The organism is Vibrio harveyi (genome assembly GCF_030060435.1).
GTDB classification, from domain to species: domain Bacteria; phylum Pseudomonadota; class Gammaproteobacteria; order Enterobacterales; family Vibrionaceae; genus Vibrio; species Vibrio harveyi.
In genome coordinates, this window is the sequence record NZ_CP125875.1 from 2,792,133 (window position 1) to 2,809,351 (window position 17,219).

Annotated in this window: 17 protein-coding genes; 10 read left to right on the forward strand and 7 right to left on the reverse strand. The window is 45.9% G+C overall.

Annotation, left to right across the window (positions count from 1 at the left end; genetic code table 11):
- Positions 1-91: 91 nt before the first annotated feature.
- The gene (msrA, locus tag QMY49_RS13150; RefSeq protein WP_283311936.1) at positions 92-730 is read left to right on the forward strand and encodes a peptide-methionine (S)-S-oxide reductase MsrA; all 639 of its coding nucleotides are present in this window, start codon (positions 92-94) and stop codon (positions 728-730) included.
- A 48-nt stretch (positions 731-778) separates the two neighbouring features.
- Here msrA and QMY49_RS13155 read toward each other — a convergent pair whose 3' ends face one another.
- Positions 779-979, reverse strand: coding sequence for a DUF1107 domain-containing protein (locus QMY49_RS13155; protein ID WP_005450516.1), 201 nt, complete (start codon positions 977-979; stop codon positions 779-781).
- A 215-nt stretch (positions 980-1,194) separates the two neighbouring features.
- On the opposite strand from QMY49_RS13155, the gene QMY49_RS13160 reads away from it, so the two are divergent.
- From QMY49_RS13160 to QMY49_RS13190, 7 genes are all read left to right on the forward strand, one after another.
- Positions 1,195-1,746, forward strand: a complete 552-nt coding sequence (locus QMY49_RS13160; RefSeq protein WP_009698865.1) for a YtfJ family protein — start codon at positions 1,195-1,197, stop codon at positions 1,744-1,746.
- 205 nt (positions 1,747-1,951) lie between these two features.
- Entirely contained in the window at positions 1,952-2,251 is a 300-nt protein-coding gene (locus tag QMY49_RS13165) for a DUF2607 family protein (protein ID WP_005450520.1), read from the forward strand.
- Between the two features lie 94 nt (positions 2,252-2,345).
- Positions 2,346-3,035: a zinc uptake protein ZrgA gene (gene zrgA / locus QMY49_RS13170; protein ID WP_101960927.1), complete on the forward strand. Its 690-nt coding sequence runs from the start codon at positions 2,346-2,348 to the stop codon at positions 3,033-3,035.
- 52 nt (positions 3,036-3,087) lie between these two features.
- The gene (locus QMY49_RS13175) at positions 3,088-3,816 is read left to right on the forward strand and encodes an ABC transporter ATP-binding protein (RefSeq protein WP_017190039.1); all 729 of its coding nucleotides are present in this window, start codon (positions 3,088-3,090) and stop codon (positions 3,814-3,816) included.
- On the forward strand, positions 3,813-5,072 hold the full coding sequence (locus QMY49_RS13180) for an ABC transporter permease (protein ID WP_005450526.1): 1,260 nt from the start codon (positions 3,813-3,815) through the stop codon (positions 5,070-5,072). The genes QMY49_RS13175 and QMY49_RS13180 overlap by 4 nt, the downstream gene beginning before the upstream one ends.
- A gap of 5 nt (positions 5,073-5,077) precedes the next feature.
- On the forward strand, positions 5,078-5,572 hold the full coding sequence (locus tag QMY49_RS13185) for a DUF3299 domain-containing protein (RefSeq protein ID WP_005450528.1): 495 nt from the start codon (positions 5,078-5,080) through the stop codon (positions 5,570-5,572).
- Positions 5,573-5,892: 320 nt separating this feature from the next.
- Positions 5,893-6,798 (forward strand): TIGR03899 family protein, encoded by a 906-nt coding sequence (locus QMY49_RS13190; RefSeq protein ID WP_009698869.1) that lies wholly within the window; start codon positions 5,893-5,895, stop codon positions 6,796-6,798.
- A gap of 90 nt (positions 6,799-6,888) precedes the next feature.
- Here QMY49_RS13190 and cysC read toward each other — a convergent pair whose 3' ends face one another.
- From cysC to cobA, 5 genes are all read right to left on the reverse strand, one after another.
- The gene (gene cysC, locus QMY49_RS13195; protein ID WP_005450533.1) at positions 6,889-7,506 is read right to left on the reverse strand and encodes an adenylyl-sulfate kinase; all 618 of its coding nucleotides are present in this window, start codon (positions 7,504-7,506) and stop codon (positions 6,889-6,891) included.
- Positions 7,507-7,530: 24 nt separating this feature from the next.
- A complete protein-coding gene (locus tag QMY49_RS13200) occupies positions 7,531-9,255 on the reverse strand; it encodes an SLC13 family permease (RefSeq protein ID WP_049534569.1) in 1,725 nt (574 codons plus the stop codon).
- Positions 9,256-9,464: 209 nt separating this feature from the next.
- Complete coding sequence (gene cysN, locus QMY49_RS13205) at positions 9,465-10,895, reverse strand: sulfate adenylyltransferase subunit CysN (RefSeq protein ID WP_005528550.1); 1,431 nt, start codon at positions 10,893-10,895, stop codon at positions 9,465-9,467.
- A gap of 18 nt (positions 10,896-10,913) precedes the next feature.
- The gene (gene cysD, locus QMY49_RS13210) at positions 10,914-11,822 is read right to left on the reverse strand and encodes a sulfate adenylyltransferase subunit CysD (protein ID WP_005430587.1); all 909 of its coding nucleotides are present in this window, start codon (positions 11,820-11,822) and stop codon (positions 10,914-10,916) included.
- A 58-nt stretch (positions 11,823-11,880) separates the two neighbouring features.
- Complete coding sequence (gene cobA / locus QMY49_RS13215) at positions 11,881-12,756, reverse strand: uroporphyrinogen-III C-methyltransferase (protein WP_009698871.1); 876 nt, start codon at positions 12,754-12,756, stop codon at positions 11,881-11,883.
- A 275-nt stretch (positions 12,757-13,031) separates the two neighbouring features.
- On the opposite strand from cobA, the gene cpdB reads away from it, so the two are divergent.
- The gene (cpdB, locus tag QMY49_RS13220) at positions 13,032-14,993 is read left to right on the forward strand and encodes a 2',3'-cyclic-nucleotide 2'-phosphodiesterase (protein ID WP_009698872.1); all 1,962 of its coding nucleotides are present in this window, start codon (positions 13,032-13,034) and stop codon (positions 14,991-14,993) included.
- A gap of 147 nt (positions 14,994-15,140) precedes the next feature.
- The gene (locus tag QMY49_RS13225; protein WP_009698873.1) at positions 15,141-15,713 is read left to right on the forward strand and encodes a Crp/Fnr family transcriptional regulator; all 573 of its coding nucleotides are present in this window, start codon (positions 15,141-15,143) and stop codon (positions 15,711-15,713) included.
- A 67-nt stretch (positions 15,714-15,780) separates the two neighbouring features.
- Here QMY49_RS13225 and dbpA read toward each other — a convergent pair whose 3' ends face one another.
- Complete coding sequence (gene dbpA, locus QMY49_RS13230; protein WP_005430562.1) at positions 15,781-17,160, reverse strand: ATP-dependent RNA helicase DbpA; 1,380 nt, start codon at positions 17,158-17,160, stop codon at positions 15,781-15,783.
- Positions 17,161-17,219 lie beyond the last annotated feature (59 nt).

Consider the following 17,219-nt stretch of genomic DNA (forward strand, 5'->3'; position numbering starts at 1 on the left):
AGGTTTAACACGGTCTATGTCATCACAACATCATATTCAGACTGAATAGATTTTTTCGCAAAATTAAGACACGTATTAAAGGACAAATACCATGCTCAACAAACAGACAATGATCAGTATAGAAGATGCACTGCCCGGTAGAGAGGCATCAATGCAGATCGACGACACTCATTTTGTCAATCAATCGAGTTTAACGGCGCAGCCACAAGCTAACCAGCAACAGATTTTGTTTGGCATGGGATGCTTTTGGGGAGCTGAACGCCTGTTTTGGCAACTCGATGGCGTGATCTCAACATCGGTCGGTTACGCTGGCGGTTATACTCCGAATCCAACTTACGAAGAAGTCTGCTCTGGAAAAACCGGACACACAGAAGTTGTTCGTGTCGTATTCGATGAAGCGGTAATTTCTATAGAGCAGTTACTTGCGGCATTCTGGGAAAAACACGACCCAACTCAAGGTATGCGTCAAGGCAACGATTTGGGTACTCAATACCGCTCAGCGATCTACACCTATTCTCAAGAACAACAAGATGCCGCTGAAAAATCAAAAGCTCAATATCAGCAAGCACTGCAAGAAGATCAACGTTCAGCAATCACTACAGAGATCCAAGCAGCAGGCCCTTATTACTTTGCTGAAACTTACCACCAGCAATACCTAGCGAAGAACCTTAACGGTTATTGTGGTTTAGGTGGTACGGGTGTGTGCTTCCCACCAAGCCTACAAAGTTAACCACAACGAAAAAGAGCGACAAAAGTCGCTCTTTTACAATTCTTGTCATCAAACTGGAAGAGATAAAATCGCTTGGTTTACTTCTCTAAATACAGAGAGTTGCTTGGGATTTTTGACATCAGGTAATAGCACTTTTCCGTTGTCAAAACGGAACTCACCAATACCTGCAATTGAGAATTGACCTTTGAATAAGGTCTTAACGAAACGCGCCACCTGACGTGGACGGTACACAGCAAACTCACGTAGCATAACCAACCTCAACATCCTTTTGAGAAAACACCGATTGCTCTTTCCTTGGCAACCTTTATGCGCAATTTGCGACGAACTTCATTCTATCAAATTCCAACGTGAACGCAACATTATTAGATGGCATACGTTAAATAATTGTTATATCGGGTTCTACATTTTTATGCACCGTACGTATATACTTGGTGAGTCTCACAACCCATATGGAACATAACAACATGAAAACTAAGACTCTCCTCCCTCTTATACTCGCTCTTGCTCCGGGTCTGGCTCTGGCTCATAACCTATCTGTTGGTGAGAGTGTACCCGCAGCAAAAGTCGATGCTTATGGTGAAATCGTACTGCAAGGCGAAGGTGTCGCTTACCAGCCTTGGGCAACTCAAAACATGCTGGGTAAAGTTCGTGTCATTCATGCAATTGCAGGACGCAGCAGCTCAAAAGCGATGAACGCACCACTAATGACAGCGCTAACTGAAGCGAAATTCCCAGAAGACGCTTACCAAACGACTACCATCATTAACCAAGATGATGCTGTTTGGGGAACAGGTTCATTTGTAAAATCATCGGCGCAAGACAGCAAACAAGAATTCCCTTGGTCTTCAATGGTGCTGGATGAAAACGGTGTTGTGGCAAACACATGGGCACTGCAAGAAGAAAGCTCAGCAATCGTAGTCCAAGATAAGCAAGGTAAGATTTTGTTTGTAAAAGAGGGCGCATTAACCCCTGATGAAATCACTCAAGTGCTTGGCTTAATCAAACAAAATATTTAGAACTGTTGATATATGCCCAAGCAACCTTGAGATGCTTGGGTATACAGCTCTCTGCTCATTGCACTCTTTCAACAAAGAGCCCCCTATTTTCCTGAGCGTAAGCTCTTATTTCACCTAGATAATTTACCCAAAACGAACAAAAGTGTGAACTTTTAACGAAAATGGGTGTTATATTATAACACTAGGTATCGTTTCAGGTTTTAAGATGCATTCTCGTTGGCAAGTCACCACACATCATTGGCGTCGCACTGTCATATTACTCAGTGTTGCGCTGCTGCTTACCTGGAACTTTGCAACCATCGCGCATCAACTTGATCTCATCCCAGAACATCATAGCCATCATCATTGCCAGCTGTTTGCTGGTGCACAACATGGTTTGGTCAAGCAGTTACCGGAGATAATCCCTCCAACCTACCAGCGCGCCGCACACTCTGATGTCATAGAACGACAGTTCAGCCTTAGCGACGTGCGTTATACTGCGCGTGCACCTCCTATTTTTGCTTAAACTTAAGAAGTCCCCTTATAAGAAATTAAGGTTGCTAGTCGCACGATTTGAACTGCAACCACATCAGAAAATTAAGCAAAATTAGGATAAGAAAATGCCATCTAAACACGCTCTAGCTCTTGTTATCGGTCTATCACTAACCGCTACTGCTAACGCTGAAGAATACCGTCAACATGAAGCACACGTGCACGGTCACGTAGAATTCAATATTGCTCAAGACGGTAAAGACCTACTGATCGAAATCACGTCTCCAGGTGCTGACGTAGTGGGCTTTGAGCACGCACCAGAAAACGCAGAACAAGAAAATGCACTGAATAATGCTATTGCTGCTCTAAAAGACACGAACAAACTGTTTGCTATCAACCAGCAAGCAAAGTGTGTAATTGAAGATGTACATGTAGCTCACACGCTAGGAGAAGAGTCACACGAAGGTCATGATCACCACGACCACGACCACGACCACGACCACGACCACGAAGGGCATGATCACGATAAACATGACCATGACAAGCATAAAGACCATGATCATGATGAGCATGATGACCACCACGATCATGACGGTCACGAGCATCACGAAGGTCATGACCATGAACACGGTGGTCATGGTGAATTCACCGTAGAGTACCGCTACCACTGTGATTCAGTTGCAGACCTAAACAGCATCGATACGACTTGGTTTAAGCAATTCCCAGCAACGGAATCTATCAGTGTGAACCTGTTCACTGACACCACTCAGTCTGCGACTAACCTAAGCAAAGACAACGCAAAGATCGCAATTAAATAACTCATATGGCGTGTAAGTACCCACTTACACGCCATTGCTTTGGTGATTTACTATGACTGAAACCACGTCAAACGTTGTTGAGCTATCTAACGCCCAGTTTGTCTGGCCCGGCTCAGAAAACGCGACCATTAACATCCCGCAACTTCACATTGCTCAAGGCGAGCATGTCTTTATCAAAGGTCCTAGCGGCTGTGGTAAATCGACTCTGCTTGCTTTGTTAACTGGCATCAACACACTCACATCTGGCTCACTGTCGGTATTGGACACTGATATCGCCAGCCTAAGAGCAAGCCAAAGAGACAAATTTCGTGCCGATCACATTGGCTATATCTTCCAACAATTCAATTTGTTGCCTTACCTAAATGTGATTGAGAATGTTCTAATTCCATGCCAATTCAGCAGAATTCGCCGCGACCGCGTTGCTCCAAATGCTTCTACGGCATTACTGGAGCAACAAGCAACAACGCTATTAGAGCGCTTACGTTTACCAAAAGCACTGCATGACAAGCCGGTATCAGAACTCAGCATTGGTCAGCAACAACGTGTCGCAGCCGCACGCGCTTTGATCGGTCAGCCTGAATTGGTGATTGCCGATGAACCGACATCTGCATTGGATCATGACAACCGTAAGGCTTTCATTGAACTATTAATGGAGCAAGCCAACCTTGCTAATGCGACACTGGTTTTTGTCAGCCATGACCCGACGCTAGAGTCCTTGTTTGACCGAACACTCAATCTGCCTGAAATCAATCAAGCGCAAACCCTAGGAGCCGCATCATGAGTGCAGTTGTAAAGCTCGCTTGGAAAAGCCTGATGAACCGCAAGGCGACTGCTATTCTCACCATCATGACAGTCGCAATTTCTGTTGTTCTACTATTGGGTGTAGAACGCATTCGAACCCAAGCAAAAGACAGCTTCGCTAACACCATTTCTGGTACAGACTTAATTGTCGGAGGTCGCTCAGGGCAAGTGAACCTATTGTTGTACTCGGTATTCAGAATTGGTAATGCCACAAACAACATTGACTGGAAGAGCTACCAAGAGTTTGCTAACCACCGCGCCGTAGATTGGGCGATTCCAATCTCGCTGGGTGATTCACACAAAGGCTTTCGAGTCATGGGGACCAACCACAGCTATTTCGAACATTATAAGTACGGAAGTAAGCAACCACTAACCTTCTCTGAAGGTAGAGAATTCAATGGCTTGTTTGAAACCGTACTTGGCTCTGATGTAGCGAAACAACTTGGCTATAAGATTGGTAGCGAGATCATCATTGCTCATGGCATCAGTGATGTCGGCTTCAGTCGACACGATAACTTGCCATTTAAAGTGGTGGGGATTCTTGCGCCTACTGGCACTCCGGTGGACAAAACTGTCCATGTTTCTCTAGAAGCGATTGAAGCGATTCACGTCGGTTGGGAAAGCGGGGCTCGCTTAGGTCCGACACCAAGTGCGGCTGAGCTCAAAGCCAGAGACTTCCAACCTAAACAGATCACTGCCATGTTGGTTGGCTTGAAATCACGCATTCAGACTTTTGCTCTGCAAAGACAAATTAATACTTACCCGAAAGAGCCGCTTAGCGCCATCATGCCGGGCGTCGCTCTGCATGAATTATGGGGCATGATGTCGGTTGCAGAACAAGCACTGATGGCAGTCTCAGGCTTCGTAGTCGTTGCAGGTTTATTGGGTATGTTGAGTAGCTTGCTAACCAGCTTACAAGAACGCCGCCGTGAAATGGCAATTCTGCGTGCGATGGGGGCAAGACCTAAACACGTCTTCTCATTACTGATCAGTGAAGCGAGTTTACTGACGTTTGCAGGCATCATTACTGGTGTTGCGGGCTTGTATTCCATTCTTGCCCTCTTGCAACCAATAATCCAACAAAGTTATGGTATACACCTAACCTTAACGGCACTGTCGCCGTATGAATGGATGTTGCTTGGCTTTGTACAGTGTGCAGGTATTGTGATTGGCTTCATCCCAGCATTCCGCGCTTACCGACAATCGCTCAGTGATGGAATGACAATTAGGATTTAGTAAAAATGTGGAAAAAGATACTCGCTAGCTGTTTGCTACTAATTTCCTTCACTGCGCCAGTAATGGCAAGTGATGAACCATTAACGCTCGATTGGATTGATCTTGTGCCAGAGAATGAGCGTAAGATGTTCGACAGTGTTGGCATGCCAGCCACTGACCACAATGGTGGTGCGGCACTTCAATCTAAGATTGGTAATGTTCGCCCTGAGCTTAACGGCAGCAAAGTGAAAATCCCGGGCTTTGTCATCCCATTAGAAGGTGATGCGAATACGGTGACGGAATTCCTACTGGTGCCATATTTTGGCGCTTGTATCCATGTTCCGCCACCACCACCAAATCAGATCATCTATGTAAAATTCCCGAAAGGAGCCCCAGTGCAGGAGCTTTGGGATGTCATTTATGTGGTGGGAACGTTAAAAACCGAGACCATTGAACATGAGTTGGCAGAAACTGCCTACGTGATTGAAGGCTCATCAATCGAACCCTACGATGACATGTAATGTCTGCTTGATTAAATAAATACACTAGGCGTCGGTTCGGCGCCTTTTTTATGCCTGCTGTTTATACGATGTAACGAGATAAATACGCTAACACGCCAACATACAAAACCAAAAGAAGCGCTATCGACAGGTGTTTTCTCAGTTTGCTTGCGTCTGAATATTTCATCACCCCTCCAAAATAACGATAACAACTTTAACAACTCATTATCATTTTGAATAGTCCTTATTCTGTCAAAATCCGGACATGCCTCTCTGGTCGAGAAAACAGGAAAGGTGTAAATTTAAGCAAGCGCTAATCGCCAGTCTTGGTAGGAAATGAAATGGCAGAACCAACAAAGCAACCTGTTGTTATCGAACACGAACCCACACAACAAAAACATACTCATCATGAAAAGAAGTCTGGCTACATTAAAGACAGTGCAAGCCGTGTTCAAAGCATTGCCCAAATCTACGGGTTAGACGCATTGTTGCAAAGTGATCCTCCAGCTAAAACCGCACTAGAACGCGCTCAATTGCGTGAACAACGCCGCCAAGAGCAAAGACAAAAGAACTTAGAGCAGATCCTAAAACTGGCGCACAGCTCATGTCGAGATGAGACCGCAGGTGAACCTGACCAAGACTGGTTGTATCGTTTTTTCGATATGGCTCAGGACATCCACAACAGCTCAATGCAAAAGTTGTGGGCACAAGTCATGAAGCGCGAAGTGACCAACCCCGGCTCAACATCGATGAAAGCGCTTAAAGTCCTTAAAGATATGTCGCCGAGAGAAGCACAGACTCTGCAACGGGCAGCCACACTGGCATGCAGCTTCGGTGGAGATACCAGTCGCAAACTGCTGATTGGCTACAAAGCGCATGGCGGGATGTTCAGCTTTGGCAAACGCGATACCACTAGCAATCTTAATATGGGCAGCTTCCAGCTTCCTTATTCAAGCTTGTTAGTGTTGATTGAATTGGGACTGTTGCACAGCACTGAATTAGAGTCCGGAGAAATTGGCATTGAAACGCCTTTGATGCTCACCTATCAAGGTAAAAACTTATCACTGCAGGTAAATACGAAAGGCGTGCGCCTGTTGTACTACCGCTTTACCCCAACAGGTAATGAGTTGTGTAAACTGCTCGGAAATAAACCTAACAACCAGTATTACGATCAGATGTTAGCGCTTTTAAATCAGAGATTTAGCGTTCATAGTGAAGCAAAACCTACGGTGAATCACACCGTTTAGTACAGCAAAAAGAGCTTTTGGTCACCTATGATCCAAAAGCTCTTTTATCTGCTCAATGACTTTTTGGCCACCTAAGATCCAAATGCTTTTTTATCGGATCACGCCACGTTGTTTAAGGTCGATTAAACACAACTCCACCAGCTCTTCGACACTCTTTTCGCCCGCAGGCAAATCAATTTCTGGGTTTGCTGGTGCTTGGTATTCTGAGTCAATACCGGTGAAATTTGGGATTTCACCTGCGCGTGCTTTTTTGTACAAACCTTTTGGATCGCGACCTTCACATACTTCTAGAGACGCATTGACGAACACTTCAATAAACTCACCCTCAGGCAGTAGATCACGCACCAATTGACGCTCAGCGCGGTGAGGAGAAATAAACGCTGACAAAACAATCAACCCCGCATCTGCCATCAGTTTTGCTAACTCACCAATACGGCGAATGTTCTCGCGACGGTCTTGCTCAGAAAAGCCTAAATCGCTGCACAAGCCATGGCGCACATTGTCGCCATCGAGCAAATAAGTGTGATAACCCAATTCGGCTAAGCGATTTTCCAATGCGCCCGCCACCGTTGATTTACCTGCACCTGATAGCCCAGTAAACCAAAGTACCGCAGGCTTCTGCTTTTTTAATCCAGCACGAAACTGTTTATCAACCGAGTGCTGATGCCAAACGATGTTTTCATCTTTTACCGGAGTTTCGGCAGTCATAACGTATCCTTGTAAATTTACAGATTAAAACGGAAAGAAGACCGGAATCAGCGTCAGTACTAGCACTGAATACACAATGGAAATCGGCACGCCAATTCGCACATAATCGGTCAATTTGTAATTCCCTACGCTGTATACCAACAAGTTGGTTTGGTATCCGTAAGGAGAGATAAAACTGGCACTGGCACCAAACAGCACCGCCATAATGAAAGGCATTGGGTCAACGCCATAGCCTACCGCCATGCTATAGCCAATAGGGAAAGACAGCGCCGCCGCCGCATTATTGGTGACAAGTTCCGTTAGCACCAGAGTCATGATGTAAGTTGCAACTAAAGCGCCAAACACGCCCCAGCCATTAAAGGCTTCGATAAACATATTGCCCATACGCACCGACAAGCCGGATGAAATCATCAATTGCGCAATAGATAAAGCAGAGCCAACAATCACCACGATATCAATTGGGAAGCGACGACGAAGTTCAGAAAGTTGAATCACACCAAAGGCAAGTAGCGCAATCAAATACGCCGCCAGACCTTTGATAATAGGTACGAGTTCCAACAACGCACAGCCAATCACTGCAGCAAAGCCAAACAACACCAAGGCCGATTTATTCGCATCCAAACGTGCACTCGAATCTAAATCGTTCACCAACACGAACTCTTTACGATGCGCGCGACGTTCTGCTTCAAAGCGCTTACCGGGAACTAAAACTAACGTATCACCCGCGGCTAAAGTGATATTGCCTAAGCCACCTTCAAGACGCTCATGACCACGGCGAATCGCCACGACAACCGCATCAAATCGATCTCGAAAACGGCTCTCTTTAAGCGTTTTATGGCAGAAGGTCGCCGATGAGCTCACCACCACTTCCATAAAATTTTGTCCGTTGAGGTGTTGATGACCAAACAACGTTAAACCTGGGATCTCTTGTAGCGTCGCAACACTCTCTACATCACCACAAAATAGTAATCGGTCTTTAGCATTAAGCACAAAATCAGGACCAACAGAAGGCACACTGACACCATCGCGTATCACTTCAGCCAAAAATAGTTTTCTCAGTGCGCGTAAGTTATTTTCCGTAATAGTACGTCCAACCAGTGGCGAGCCCGGTTCGACACGAGACTCTAAGAAGTAAGGCAAGTCTTCTTGGCTTTGGTCATCGTAATTAGGCAAAAGGTAACTTAGCGGAATCAGAATCAGCACACCGCCCACCAGCACCGCTAAGCCAATCATGGTTGGAGTAAAGAAGCTCAAGCTTGGTAAGCCCGCATCCTCAACAAAGCTGTTGATGATTAAGTTTGTCGAGGTTCCAATCAGAGTCAGCGTGCCACCAAAAATCGCCGCATAAGAAAGGGGAATTAAAAGCTTAGAAGGCGCGTGTTGTTGATTACGTTTTATCGCACCAATTAACGACACCACAACGGCAGTATTATTAGTAAAAGAAGAAAGCAAAGCAGTAGAAAAACCCAACTTAGCGATCACACTGCCAAGGTGCCCTTCAGAAATACTGCGACTGACCCAACTGATTAATAGTGTTTTTTCTAATGCGCTCGATGCAAGAATCAACAACACCAAGGTCAGAAGTGAAGAATTAGTAAAGTTTGCCGCAATGGTATTGAGCTCAATCATCCCCGCCATAAACGCAATGAAAGCGGCCCCAGCAAATACGTAGCTTGGTTTGATTTTGGTTACGAGTAAACAAGTGATAATGCCAAGCAAAATCGCTAATACAAATCCTTGTTCCCACATAGCCAATCCTTACCAATAAACCCGATACGGGCACAACAACGACTCGTGCAAACTTAGCTGCACGGAGTGACAAACGAGTAACCAGACAAAAAAGTAAAGCAAGCGAAAAAGAACGCCAGAATGCTCGGTTTCTTGGGCTTCCGAAGCATTCTGGATTCGGGGAAATTAGCCTGGCAGGTTTCGCAATCCCGTCAGGCTAAATGAACCAATTACTTCTTCAATAACTGGCTCAGGTCTTTAGCTTCCCAATGCGGGAAGTGCTTACGAACCAAAGCATTGAGTTCAAGTTCGAACGCTGAAACATCCGCAAGACCACGCTCAACAGCCGCTAGGCTTTCTTTCACCATACCTGCACCAACCGTTACATTGGTCAGACGATCGATGATGATGAAGCCGCCGGTATCGGCACAATCTTGGTAGTTATCCAATGCGACAGATTCGTTCAGCGACCACTCACACAAACCGATGCCGTTGAGTGGCAATTCAGCTGCACCGTGAGTAGAAAGATTGTTGATGTCGTACTGGTGACGAATCGCTTCAACGTGACCAACCGTCTTCTTACCAGCAATCTTAATGTCGTAATCACGACCCGGTTGCAGCGGTTGCTCTGTCATCCACACCACGTCAGCCAACAAGTGGTTAGTTGACTCTACTTGTGCATTTTCCAGCACCAGCAAATCACCACGACTGATATCAATTTCGTCATTCAGAGTCAGCGTCACAGCCAGACCTGCTTGTGCTTCCTGTACATCGCCATCAAAGGTCACGATGCGTGCAACGGTTGAGGTTTTGCCTGATGGCAGCGCCTTGATCGCATCACCTACTTTCACTGAACCTGATGAAATCGTGCCCGCAAAACCACGGAAATCGAGATTAGGACGGTTTACATACTGAACAGGGAAACGGAAATCACCTTCGCCTTTCTCATGGTCAACATCAACAGTCTCAAGTAGCTCAAGCAGAGATGGACCTTCAAACCAACTTAGGTTCTGTCCTTTCTCTACTACGTTGTCGCCTTCTAGCGCTGACAACGGAATGATTTGGATATCCGTCTCACCCGCTAGGTTTTCTGAGAACTGTAAGTACTCATCACGGATCTCTTCAAAACGTTCTTGTGAGTAATCCACCAAGTCCATTTTGTTGATAGCGACAACAAAGTGTTTCAAACCCAGTAGGTTAGAAATAAATGAGTGACGACGCGTTTGGTCCAACACACCTTTACGTGCATCAACCAGAATCACAGCCAAATCACAGGTCGATGCACCTGTTGCCATGTTACGCGTGTATTGCTCATGCCCTGGCGTGTCAGCAATGATGAACTTACGCTTCTGCGTCGAGAAATAACGGTAAGCCACATCAATGGTGATGCCCTGCTCGCGTTCTGCTTGTAGACCATCTACCAGCAATGCCAAATCTGGCTTTTCACCCGTGGTGCCTACGCGTTGGCTATCCGAGTGAACCGCAGCTAGCTGATCTTCATAAATTTGTTTTGAGTCGTGGAGTAAGCGACCGATTAGGGTACTTTTACCGTCATCTACCGAGCCACAAGTCAGGAATCTAAGTAACGACTTGTACTGGTGTTGTTTTAAATAGCCTTCAATACCAAGCTCGGCTAACTGAGCTTCAACTGCACTGTTCATTATCTTTCCTTAGATCCTTTAGAAGTAACCTTGACGTTTCTTAAGCTCCATCGATCCTGACTGATCGTGGTCGATCGCACGACCTTGGCGCTCACTTGAGGTTGCCACCAGCATTTCTTCGATGATGCCTGTTAGCGTGTTTGCTTCAGACTCAATCGCGCCAGTCAGTGGGTAACAACCCAAAGTACGGAAACGTACACTCTTCTCTTCAATCACTTCACCTGGCTCTAGCTTCATGCGGTCATCGTCTACCATGATCAGCATGCCATCACGCTCAACAACCGGTCGCTTGTCTGCAAGGTACAGAGGCACAATCTCGATGTTTTCTAGGTAGATGTATTGCCAGATATCCAGCTCAGTCCAGTTTGAAAGTGGGAACACACGAATGCTTTCCCCTTTGTTTACTTGACCGTTGTATGTTTTCCAAAGCTCCGGACGTTGGTTTTTCGGATCCCAGGTATGGTTCTTATCGCGGAATGAGTACACGCGCTCTTTTGCACGTGACTTCTCTTCATCACGACGTGCACCACCGAATGCCGCATCAAAACCATACTTGTTCAGAGCTTGCTTCAAACCTTGAGTCTTCATGATGTCGGTATGCTTAGAAGAGCCGTGCACAAATGGGCTACATCCCATAGCTAGACCTTCTGGGTTCTTATGAACCAAAAGCTCAAAGCCGTATTTCTCAGCGGTACGATCACGAAACTCGATCATCTCGCGGAATTTCCAATCCGTATCTACGTGCAGTAGTGGGAATGGAATTTTGCCTGGGTAGAAGGCTTTACGCGCAAGATGCAACATGACTGATGAATCTTTACCAATCGAATACATCATGACTGGGTTATCGAACTCAGCCGCAACTTCGCGGATGATATGAATACTCTCCGCTTCGAGTTGTTTAAGGTGAGTTAAACGTTGTTGGTCCATGTTTTGTCTTTCCTTTTTAAGCTTGAAGGCTCATTAGTCCCTAATCTTTGGTCTGAAATTATATGGAGCTGGCAATAGCACTTTTGTTGAATTCAGTACTAGACAAAAACCAGTCCAACTTTTGAGACAGACGCACAACTTCGCCGACAACAATCAAAGACGGAGCTTGAGCTTCTTTAGATAATTCAGATAGTTGAGAAAGTTCTCCGGTGAAAACTTTTTGCTGGATTTGCGTACCGCGCTCGATGATGGCGATAGGGGTTGAGGCTGCCCTACCATGTTTGATGAGCTGATTCTGAATATAGTGTGATTTCATCAGCCCCATGTAGATCACTAAAGTCTGATTCCCGCGCGCTAATGTCGACCAGTCCATGTCGTCACTTTCTTCTTTAAGATGACCCGTAACAAACAGTGCTGACTGCGCGTAATCACGATGCGTCAGCGGGATCCCGGCATAAGCAGTCGCACCCGCAGCGGCAGTAATGCCCGGAACTACTTGGAAACGAACACCGGCATCAGCCAAAACTTCCAATTCTTCACCACCGCGACCAAACACAAATGGATCGCCACCTTTAATGCGCACCACTTTGTAGCCTTGCTTGGCAAAGTCCACCAGCAATTGGTTAGTCTTTTCTTGCGGCACACTGTGGTGACCAGCACGTTTACCCACGCACACCAAAATGGTTTCGCTTGGAATTAGCGCCATGATCTCGTCAGACACTAGGTAGTCGTAAAGTACGACGTCAGCCTGTTGTAGGCAGTTAAGTGCTTTCAGTGTTAACAGCTCAGGGTCACCCGGACCGGCACCAACAAGGGCAACTTCACCTGGTTGAAGAGATTGCTTGCTAAAACGCGGAAGATCGGCAGCTCGGTTATTCGAAACCAGCCGAGGCTTGTTGATTGGAAAATTCGTTACTGAATCGTTAACTGCCATGTGCTTGCTCATCATCCATTGATATCGTTATGGATGGCATTATGGCGGTGGGTTTATATTACCGGAAATTCTAAAATTTCATTTTTTATTCAAAAAACTGCTAAGAAGCTTTTGTTAGGTCTCATTCAAAATGGTGAAAAAGGCATCACTTTGACACTTTCCTCCGCATTTAATTGCCTAATGTTCACAGTTTTCTGCATCTTAGCCTGAGCTTGCACTAATATTTGTTACATTACGCTGTACGACCCCTCTATCCCATTTAATTGGAGCACCTCATGAAAATGGCAGTTAATCCCGTATCCGTCGCAGTTTTAAGCGGTATGTTGACGCTTGCAGGTCCAGCAATGGCGGACACTATTAAGCTACGTATTATCGAAACCACCGATATTCACACCAATGTGATGGATTACGACTACTACAAAGATCAGCCTTCTCAACAAATCGGTCTTAGCCGTGCGGCAACACTGGTTAAGCAAGCTCGTGAAGAAGCTGTAAACAGTGTATTGGTCGACAATGGCGACTTGATTCAAGGCAGCCCGATGGGCGATTACATGGCAGCGAAAGGGATTAACGCTGGCGAAATCCACCCGGTATACAAAGCGATGAACCAGTTGGATTACGATGTAGGTAACATTGGTAACCATGAATTCAACTACGGTCTTGAGTTCCTGAAAAACTCTATCGACGGTGCGAACTTCCCTTATGTTAGTGCTAACGTTTTCGACAAGAAGACAGGTGAGCACTACTTCAAACCTTATCTCATTAAAACGCACACGTTTAAAGACACCGACGGTCAAAGCCACGAAATCAAAGTGGGCTACATCGGCTTCGTACCACCGCAAATCATGGTGTGGGATAAGAAAAACCTAGAAGGTAAAGTTTTCGCTGAAGACATCACTGAGACTGCGAAAAAGCTGGTTCCTCAGATGAAGAAAGAAGGTGCTGACGTAATTGTGGCGATTCCACACTCGGGCATTTCGACTGACCCATACAAGCTCGGCGCTGAAAACTCGGTTTACTATCTCACAGAAGTTGAAGGCATTGATGCGATTGCATTTGGTCACTCTCACGCCGTGTTCCCAGGTAAAGACTTTGCCAAGCTACAAGGCGTCGACAACGCAAAAGGCACAATTAATGGCGTAACCGCAGTCATGCCAGGTCGCTGGGGTAGCCACGTTGGCGTAATGGACTTAATGCTGAAAGAAAAAGACGGCAAATGGCAAGTTGTTGAGGGTCAATCTGAAGCTCGCCCTATCTTCGACAAAGCCAACAAAAAGTCGTTGGCGGAAGCCGATAAAGGCATCGTGGATGCACTTGTTGATGACCACAAAGGCACACGTGAATTCGTCAATCAGCCAATCGGTAAAGCAAATGATGTGATGTACAGCTTCCTAGCGCTTGTACAAGATGATCCAACGATTCAAATCGTAAACCTTGCTCAAAAAGATTACGTGGAACGCTTTATCCAAGGCGACCCAGATCTTGCAGACATTCCAGTACTAAGCGCAGCTGCACCATTTAAAGTGGGCGGACGTAAAGACGATCCAAATGGCTTCACGGAAGTAGAGTCCGGTCAGCTGACTTTCCGTAATGCCGCGGATCTTTACTTATACCCGAATACGCTGGTAGCAATGAAGGTTAAAGGCAAAGAAGTTCACGAATGGCTAGAGTGTAGCGCGGGTCAGTTCAACCAGATTGATGTCAACAGCACCAAACCTCAGTCTTTGTTGAATTGGGATAACTTCCGCACTTATAACTTCGACGTGATTGATGGTGTGAACTACCAAATCGATGTCACTCAACCACCGAAGTACGATGCAAGTTGTAACGTGATCAACCCAGACTCACAACGTATCGTGAACCTGACTTATAACGGAAAACCGGTGGATCCGAAGCAAGACTTCATCATTGCAACCAACAACTACCGTGCTTACAGCGCGACTTTCCCAGGCACTGGTCCGGATTTCATCGCATTTGATTCTCCAGATGAGAACCGCTCAGTAGTTGCTGCTTACATCTCTCGCATCAGTAAAGAGCAAGGTGAAGTAACACCAAGTGCAGATAACAACTGGTCTTTCGCGCCAATCAAATCGGATAACAAACTTGATGTTCGCTTTGAAACCTCACCAAGTGATAAAGCTGCGCAGTTCATCAAAGAGAAAGGGCAATACCCGATGAAACGTGTCGCAACTGACGAAGTTGGTTTCGCGATTTACCAAATCGACCTGAATAAATAAGGGGTATGCCCAAGTAACCTCGAGATGCTAGGTTCTGCGAGAATGACTTGGGTATACTTGACAATGATTTCAAGCGGCTCTCATGAGCCGCTTTTTTGTTATCAGTAAAAAACGTTAGAATGAGAAAAACCGTTTCTGAGTTATCACATGCACAGCGATCTTTTTTCAGACTTAATCAATCATGGCTTCCTCGAAAATGAGGCAAATCAGCTTATTGAACATGGGCAACAGCTTGAACTGCCAACGCGCCATATTCTCAATCACCAAGGTGAGTTCAGCTCGCACATCTACTTTGTATTAGAGGGATTGTGTCACGCCAGTTATCTGACCGACAAAGGGAAGGAATTCAGTAAAGAGTTCTACTGGGAAAAAGATTGGGTGATTGGCTTTGAAGGGCTTATCAAAAATCAGCCTTCGCCGTATTTATTGGAAACGCTGACACCTTGTCATCTGTTTTGCTTACCGGTTGAAGTGCTACATCAGTGGCGTGAAGAAAAGCATCCTATCTACTTAAAGCTGCTCGAAGCGCAACTGATGCATAAAGAAAACAAAGAACGTTTTATGTTGCTTTACTCACCAGAAGAACGTTACCAACTGTTTTGTCAACACTATCCAGACTTAGAACAGCGCATTACCGATAGCCAGATTGCCGCTTACTTGGGGATTACCGCGATCAGTCTTAGCCGAATTAAGTCGCGCTTAAAGAAAGGCAATGAATAAGGTCAGATAGGCTGGAAAAAACAAAGGCGCTCAATGTCGAGCGCCTTTGCATTAAATGAGGTTCTGCTTACTTCAGAATACGAGCACGGAATTGACGACCTTTCATCTTACCGTTACTGATAGTTTGCAGTGCTTTCTTCGCCACAGATTTCTCTACCGCAACGTAAGAGCGCATCGCCATTAACTGGATCTTACCCACTTGTGCACCCGTGATACCATTTTTACCAGTCAAACAGCCAAGGATGTCACCCGCACGTACTTTCTGTTTCTTACCGCCATCGATATTAATCGTCACCATCTTCGCTTGGTATGGCTGCTGAGTTGATTTCGCTGGCAGTGTTGCTGGTACCACATCCATATCTAGGTACTCTTCAATACGAGCTACACGTAGACCATCTTTCTCTCCAAAGAAGCTGAACGCCAGACCTTTGCTGCCCGCACGACCAGTACGACCAATACGGTGAACGTGTACTTCAGGGTCACGAGACAGTTCGAAGTTAAATACTGCATCAAGGTTGTCGACGTCTAAACCACGCGCCGCCACGTCTGTTGCAACAAGGATAGACACACTCTTGTTAGCAAACTGTACCAGAGCTTGGTCGCGTTCACGTTGTTCTAGATCGCCATGAAGGTCCACCACACTGAAGCCTTTGTGATGCAGTTCATCTGCCACATTCTGTACTTCTTTCTTGGTATTACAGAACACTACTGCTGACTCTGGCTGGTGCGTCAGTAGTAGGTTTGCCAGAGCTTCATCGCGTGCTTCTGAACCTTCAACGTTGTAAAAGTATTGCGCGATGCTCGACGTATCATGTGTCGATTCTACTTTGATCATCTCTGGTGATTGCATAATACGTTGAGCAATCTGTTCGATCTTCTCTGGGAAAGTCGCACTGAATAGCAGTGTTTGACGTTGCTTCGGTGCTGCATCAATGATCGCATCGAGTGCGTCTTGGAAGCCCATTTCCAGCATGCGGTCTGCTTCATCTAGAACCAGCGTGTTTAGCTCTTCTAGGTTAATGCGACCTTTCTCTAGGTGATCAAGGATACGACCTGGCGTACCTACCAGAATATGCGCGCCATGCTCTAATGAACCGATTTGCGGTCCCATTGGCATACCACCACACAGTGTCAGTACTTTAATGTTGTGAATACCACGACCTAACGTACGGATCTCTTTCGCCACCTGATCAGCCAGTTCACGCGTTGGGCACAACACCAAAGATTGTACACGGAAGCGCTTCACGTTTAGGTTGGACAATACGCCCAGACCAAATGCCGCGGTTTTACCTGAGCCAGTTTTGCCCTGACCAATCACATCACGCTGATTCAAAATCGCAGGTAAGCTCAACGCTTGAATTGGCGTCATATGGGTGTAGTTCAATGATTCAAGCGTCTCTAGTAGCGCTGGATTAAGCCCTACTTGGTCAAAAGTTTGTTTGCTCACAGGGAAATATCCTCAGGTGGGATGAAAAAGAGGGCACATTATCGCCAGATTTGTCACGA

Coding starts and splice junctions, on each gene's coding strand:
- msrA (WP_283311936.1), top strand. CDS start 92: ATGCTCAACAAACAGACAATGATCAGTATAGAAGATGCACTGCCCGGT.
- QMY49_RS13155 (WP_005450516.1), bottom strand. CDS start 979: ATGCTACGTGAGTTTGCTGTGTACCGTCCACGTCAGGTGGCGCGTTTC.
- QMY49_RS13160 (WP_009698865.1), top strand. CDS start 1,195: ATGAAAACTAAGACTCTCCTCCCTCTTATACTCGCTCTTGCTCCGGGT.
- QMY49_RS13165 (WP_005450520.1), top strand. CDS start 1,952: ATGCATTCTCGTTGGCAAGTCACCACACATCATTGGCGTCGCACTGTC.
- zrgA (WP_101960927.1), top strand. CDS start 2,346: ATGCCATCTAAACACGCTCTAGCTCTTGTTATCGGTCTATCACTAACC.
- QMY49_RS13175 (WP_017190039.1), top strand. CDS start 3,088: ATGACTGAAACCACGTCAAACGTTGTTGAGCTATCTAACGCCCAGTTT.
- QMY49_RS13180 (WP_005450526.1), top strand. CDS start 3,813: ATGAGTGCAGTTGTAAAGCTCGCTTGGAAAAGCCTGATGAACCGCAAG.
- QMY49_RS13185 (WP_005450528.1), top strand. CDS start 5,078: ATGTGGAAAAAGATACTCGCTAGCTGTTTGCTACTAATTTCCTTCACT.
- QMY49_RS13190 (WP_009698869.1), top strand. CDS start 5,893: ATGGCAGAACCAACAAAGCAACCTGTTGTTATCGAACACGAACCCACA.
- cysC (WP_005450533.1), bottom strand. CDS start 7,506: ATGACTGCCGAAACTCCGGTAAAAGATGAAAACATCGTTTGGCATCAG.
- QMY49_RS13200 (WP_049534569.1), bottom strand. CDS start 9,255: ATGTGGGAACAAGGATTTGTATTAGCGATTTTGCTTGGCATTATCACT.
- cysN (WP_005528550.1), bottom strand. CDS start 10,895: ATGAACAGTGCAGTTGAAGCTCAGTTAGCCGAGCTTGGTATTGAAGGC.
- cysD (WP_005430587.1), bottom strand. CDS start 11,822: ATGGACCAACAACGTTTAACTCACCTTAAACAACTCGAAGCGGAGAGT.
- cobA (WP_009698871.1), bottom strand. CDS start 12,756: ATGGCAGTTAACGATTCAGTAACGAATTTTCCAATCAACAAGCCTCGG.
- cpdB (WP_009698872.1), top strand. CDS start 13,032: ATGAAAATGGCAGTTAATCCCGTATCCGTCGCAGTTTTAAGCGGTATG.
- QMY49_RS13225 (WP_009698873.1), top strand. CDS start 15,141: ATGCACAGCGATCTTTTTTCAGACTTAATCAATCATGGCTTCCTCGAA.